General features: G+C 37.4%; 1 protein-coding gene and 3 pseudogenes. All 4 read left to right on the top strand.

All coding sequences use genetic code 11. The features are described from left to right. Positions 1 to 320 precede the first annotated feature (320 nt). Complete coding sequence (infC, locus tag AFK68_RS13115; protein ID WP_094673198.1) at positions 321 to 851, top strand: translation initiation factor IF-3; 531 nt, start codon at positions 321 to 323, stop codon at positions 849 to 851. A 773-nt stretch (positions 852 to 1,624) separates the two neighbouring features. After that, positions 1,625 to 2,092, top strand: a pseudogene (locus tag AFK68_RS45035) (MFS transporter); the annotation flags it as partial. Between the two features lie 6 nt (positions 2,093 to 2,098). After that, a pseudogene (locus AFK68_RS13110) lies at positions 2,099 to 4,401 on the top strand (HEAT repeat domain-containing protein); the annotation flags it as partial. A 1-nt stretch (position 4,402) separates the two neighbouring features. Then, positions 4,403 to 5,079 (top strand): annotated as a pseudogene (locus AFK68_RS41630) (MFS transporter); the annotation flags it as partial. Positions 5,080 to 5,601 lie beyond the last annotated feature (522 nt).

The following is a 5,601-nucleotide window of genomic DNA, read 5'->3' as shown; positions in this document are numbered from 1 at the left end:
AGTATTAAGTTTACTGCCAAAAGGTAGTTAAGCAAATCTATTCAACCTAAATTAAGGTTCTGAAAATAGTCGAATAGAGTAGCAAAGTTTTCACAACAATCAAAGGCCATAGTTGGTGTACTTTCCACTAAACTTAAGCCTGGGTATAAAAGAACTTACAGACTTCGGTCAGTGGTTCTCCCTGAAGCGAAGCTAGCCTCCAAAACTAAAACTCTAGTTTGGGTAAGTTCAGTAGAAGCATGAAAGTCTCAATAATTAAATACCGTAGCCTAATTTGGTACGGATGTCCCTCTGAACAATAGTTTTAATAATCCTAATTAATGCCAATCGAAAAAAGAAATAATCGTAATCAGCCTCAAATTAATGAAAGTATTCGAGTTCCCAAAGTCAGAGCTATCAGTTCAGATGGCAAGCAATTGGGAATTATGGATACAAAAGAAGCGTTGCGTATGGCCGAGGAAAAAGAGCTTGATCTGGTTCTCATAAGTGATACAGCCGATCCACCGGTTTGCAAAATAATGGACCATGGTAAATACCTGTTTGAACAGAAAAAGAGAGCACAGGAAGCAAAAAAGAAGCAGCATAACGCAGAAGTCAAGGAAGTTAAGATGCGCTATAAAATTGAGGAGCATGACTATAATGTTCGGTTATCTCATGCAAAGCGCTTTCTTGAATCTGGTGATAAAGTTAAGGCTACTATTATGTTCCGAGGCCGAGAGATACAACATAGTAACCTTGCAGAAGAATTATTGCAGCGGATGGCAAAAGATTTAAAAGATTTAGCTGAGGTTCAACAAGCTCCCAAGAGAGAAGGACGCAGTATGATGATGTTGTTCTCTCCTAAAAAGTAAAGTTGGATACTCAAAGTATTTACAACTCTAACTAAACTATATTAATAGTATAAGAGAATACTAATTTTTTAGTAAGTAAAGTTATTGCAGAATAACGTAAATAATTGACCAGTCGGATCTATGCTCTATTCCTGATATAGAATACTCATCCGTTTGATTCCTATAAAAAAACAAATTCTCCCCAGCCAAAATAAATACGATTGTCATTTAGTATAATTCTTGATCCACTATAACCGTGGCATCTGAATCTACTTAATCATCCTCTGAAAATCCCTGAAACTTCCAGAAAAAAGGCTTGGCAAGAATACTGTTGAAATAGTCAATCAAATTCAGAATCTTCTGCTTGAGGTCTGAAATTGAAGATAAACTTTAGCAGGAGATTAGACTCCTGAGCAAACGAGAGAAACAAGACTCAATAATCCTGGACAACAAGACCCACTAATGATTTAGACTTATCATAACGTTGGTAAAATTTTCCCCCCTATCGGTCAGAGGGATTAGAGTTTAGCCAGTTAACGATGACAATGAGGTTTTAGTGTTCCCTCATTTTAAAAAACTCCCCACAGTCTCGGTAGAAATCTTCTCAACTATCCTTCTGTAAATGTCTTCTAGAGCTAGTTATCTTGGAGTAAAATTCCTAACTGGTCTTTCAGATTGTTTCGGTTTTTCAAAGGCCACTGGTACGACTCGAAAGAATTTAGTTGTTGCTAGTGCGGAGTCTCATTGAGGATGTATTCCAGAATCTTCTACACTTTAGTTATTCAGTAAACTATATGGAACTGAGAAGTTTAAAAAGTTATACAGGACTAGGAGATAAACTGCTAATATCCCTCAATCTCCGTTATGAGGAAGTAGAGCGAACCTTACTAATGTTTGCGGTATATACTCTTACTTCTGCAGGATTAATTTGGTTAGAACTAAGTACAGTTAGTCTATTCTTAGACGAATATGGTGCTGACAAACTACCTTGGATATATATCGCTAGTGCTGGCATAGGTTCAGGTTTGGGCTTTGTCTATTCGTGGCTACAAAAAATCATGCCTCTGCGACGAGTAATAGTGGTAATTCTATTACTAATGGCAGTTCCATTATTCTTATTTAGGTTTGGAATTGGTATAGAAAATATCACGATAGCTGGTGAAAGTTTAGCTTTTCTTACTACCTTTATAATGTGGTTATGGGTAGAAGCTTGTTACTTGCTTAACGACTTAAATACTTCAATCACATCTAATCAGTTATTTNAAATCATGCCTCTGCGACGAGTAATAGTGGTAATTCTATTACTAATGGCAGTTCCATTATTCTTATTTAGGTTTGGAATTGGTATAGAAAATATCACGATAGCTGGTGAAAGTTTAGCTTTTCTTACTACCTTTATAATGTGGTTATGGGTAGAAGCTTGTTACTTGCTTAACGACTTAAATACTTCAATCACATCTAATCAGTTATTTAATATTAGAGAAATTAAGCGAACCTATCCAATAATTAGTAGTGGTTTTTTAGTAGCAGGAGTAATTAGTGGATTTTCTTTACCTTTAATACTATACTTCCTGCCTCTGAATAATGTCACAATAGTATCTGGTGTAATGGTAGTATTAGGTTCAGGAATACTATTATATTTATCAGAAAAATACCAACAATCTTTTCCTGATTCTAGCCGTTGGATACCAGAAGATGACGAAGAAGAATTTTCTACTCGCAAAATAAAAGGACCCCTACAAGGTTATATACTGCCATTAATCATATTCTTTGTGATGGCAGAAATTCTATATGTATTAATAGACTTTCAATTCTTTTATCAACTAGAATTGCAAAACCAATATACTGATGGAGCAAGTAAAATAGCAAGTTTCTTAGGTGTATTTGAGGGTATTTTGAGTAGTTGTCAAGTAGCAACTCAATGGTTTGCCTCCAGTCGTTTGGTAGAAAGAATAGGTGTTTTTGGTACAGCAATGATACTACCAGTAGGGGCAATAGCTTTAGGATTATTTTCTTTTACAGGTGCAATAACAGGATTATTTTCAGTATTTATAGGATTAGTAATTCTGAGATTTTTAGACGAGTTACTACACTATACATTAATCGAAACTACCGGACCTGTTTTATTCCAACCTCTACCAGAAAATATTCGTAGTGATGTTCAAACAATGGTAAATGGGGTAGCTGAACCATTTTCTACAGGCTTGAGTGGATTAATAATATTAGGAATTCTCTGGTTATGTAGATTAATATTAGACTCCAATCAAAGTGGGTTTCAAGACCAGCAAGGTCTAATATTTGTTATCGCCATAATTATATCTGGCTTCTTATGGTTGGGAGTGATATGGTTAATTAGAACCCAATATGTAGGCTTATTGGTAAGAAGCGCTGGCAAAGGAAGATTTGGTGTATTAGATGTAGATATGCGCGCTCTGAAACGCTCAGTAGTAGAAACTTTGGAAAAGGGAGTTTCAGAAGAAGATAAACGATCCTGTATTGAGCTACTAAGTCAAATAGACCAAAAAAATTTAGGCGAAATATTAGCCCCACTTTTACAGGTAATGTCACCCGCATTACAATGCCAAAGTCTGGAAGTGATGTTAAATCATCCTAATCCAGCTTATCTAAAACAAGTACAATCCCTAACCCAAAAATCAGTACCACCAGAAGTTCTAGCTTTGGCCTTACGCTACATCTGGCTCACAGAATCAGAACCAGATATTAGTCAGCTACGACCTTATTTACAATCTTCAGTAGACCCAGTAGTAAGAGGTACAGCAGCAGCTTTAATTATGCGTCGAGGAGACATAGAGCAAAAAGCTGAAGCTACTAATGTTTTACGCAGGATGATTACTTCTAAACTGGAAAAGGAAAGAGTTATGGGTGTTCGTGCTTTGGGAGAAGCAGATTATTTGCAAGGGTTACGATTGTACATTCCTAGTTTATTACAGGATGAATCGTTACGAGTGCGAAAGTATTGTATGGATGTAATTGCCTCTACTCATTTAGAAAGTTACTACCCCTCGCTGTTACGAGGTTTATCCTACAAATCAACCAGAGAATCTGCATTGCAAGCATTAGTAAGATTAGGTAATGATGCAATTCCAATGCTGGTAAAATTGGCGGATGATACTCACAAGTCAGATTTAGTAAGATTACAAGCTTGGACTGCTATTAGTGAAATTGGTACAATAGAAGCACTAGACTCTCTGGTAAATAGAATGATGACTACCTGGGGTACTACACGCCGTAATATTTTACGCAGATTGTTGAAAATGCCAGGAGAAGTTGGAATTGAAGGGGTTCTTGAACGAGTAGGTCGCAGTGGAGTTGAAATTTTAGTAGAGCAAGAGTTGATGTTTCTGGGGCAGATTTATGCGGGTATAGTAGACTTGTCTGGAGTGGATATTAACTCAACTACTTCCCACTCCGGTGCTTTAGAAGAAAGTAATGGCAAACTAACAACCGATTATACAGAAATATTACTACGGTCTCTAAAATTGTTGGAGTTAGATGCTATAGAACAGTGCTTTTTGTTAATGAAATTTCTTTATCCGTTGGGTTCTATCCANTTCTGGGGCAGATTTATGCGGGTATAGTAGACTTGTCTGGAGTGGATATTAACTCAACTACTTCCCACTCCGGTGCTTTAGAAGAAAGTAATGGCAAACTAACAACCGATTATACAGAAATATTACTACGGTCTCTAAAATTGTTGGAGTTAGATGCTATAGAACAGTGCTTTTTGTTAATGAAATTTCTTTATCCGTTGGGTTCTATCCAAGCAGCAGCTTTTAATATTAAGTCAGACTCCCGTTCAAATGTAGCCCGTGGTTTGGAGATTTTGGATAATACTGTAGATATTTCTTGTAAGCGTTCCTTGATTGATATTTTGGATCAAAACAGTTATCAGGAAAAATTAAATAGTTTATCTGAGATGGTTGTTTATCAACCAATGGCTCCTAGCGATCGCTTACGACACCTGCTAGATTTTCGTCATTTTCTTTCAGAGTGGTCTTTAGCTTGCTGTTTACAGATGGCTCGTGCTGCTCGTTGGAGTTTAACAGCAGAACAAACTTTAGTTTGTTTACGTCATCCTACTGGTTTTGTGCGGGAGGCAGCTCTAGCTTACTTACGGATGGCATCTCAACGTGCATTGGTTGAATTATTGCCTAATTTGAGGAATGACCCAGACCCCTTGGTATCTTCTCAGGTAGAGCAAATGATTGTTGAGTTTGGTATTACTTAGCTTAAGTAGCTATCAGGTCTAGTAGTGGTCTGACAAACCTTTAATGGTATATTAGAAAAAAAATGGTTAATCCTTACCATAACTATAATTATAGGAGAAAATCTAATCCACAGTTTTAGCTGTGTCACGCAGGTAGTGCCGTGTCAAGCTTGAAAATATGGGTTAAAAACCTAACCCCCCTGGATAGGGGCTGGGGGAACGAGGTCTTCGCTCGTTGCTTGCTTCTAAACCACAATTTTAGTCTTGACACGCCAGTAGTAGACCGTTTCATATAAAATAGTGCGTTAGATTTCTTATTGTAGCTACAGGAAGTTATCTCTTGACATACTCCCGAAGTTGCCCTTACGGGAAAACACGGGATTCTTCAGTCTGGGAAACCCTGACCGCTGCGCGTGACAGAGGTGATGTCCTCTCCCTGTGTTGGACCTTAGAGTAACAAAATGTACCTAGCATGTCTTGCGGCATATGAACAGCTTATGAAGGTATCCGAATCTTGGCCCTGGCTTTCCTTTATGACGCTCC

The sequence above is a fragment of the Hydrocoleum sp. CS-953 genome (assembly GCF_002260545.1).
GTDB lineage: Bacteria > Cyanobacteriota > Cyanobacteriia > Cyanobacteriales > Microcoleaceae > Trichodesmium.
The sequence above is the reverse complement of the archived record's forward strand: the minus strand, read 5'-3'. Positions and strand labels throughout refer to the sequence as shown.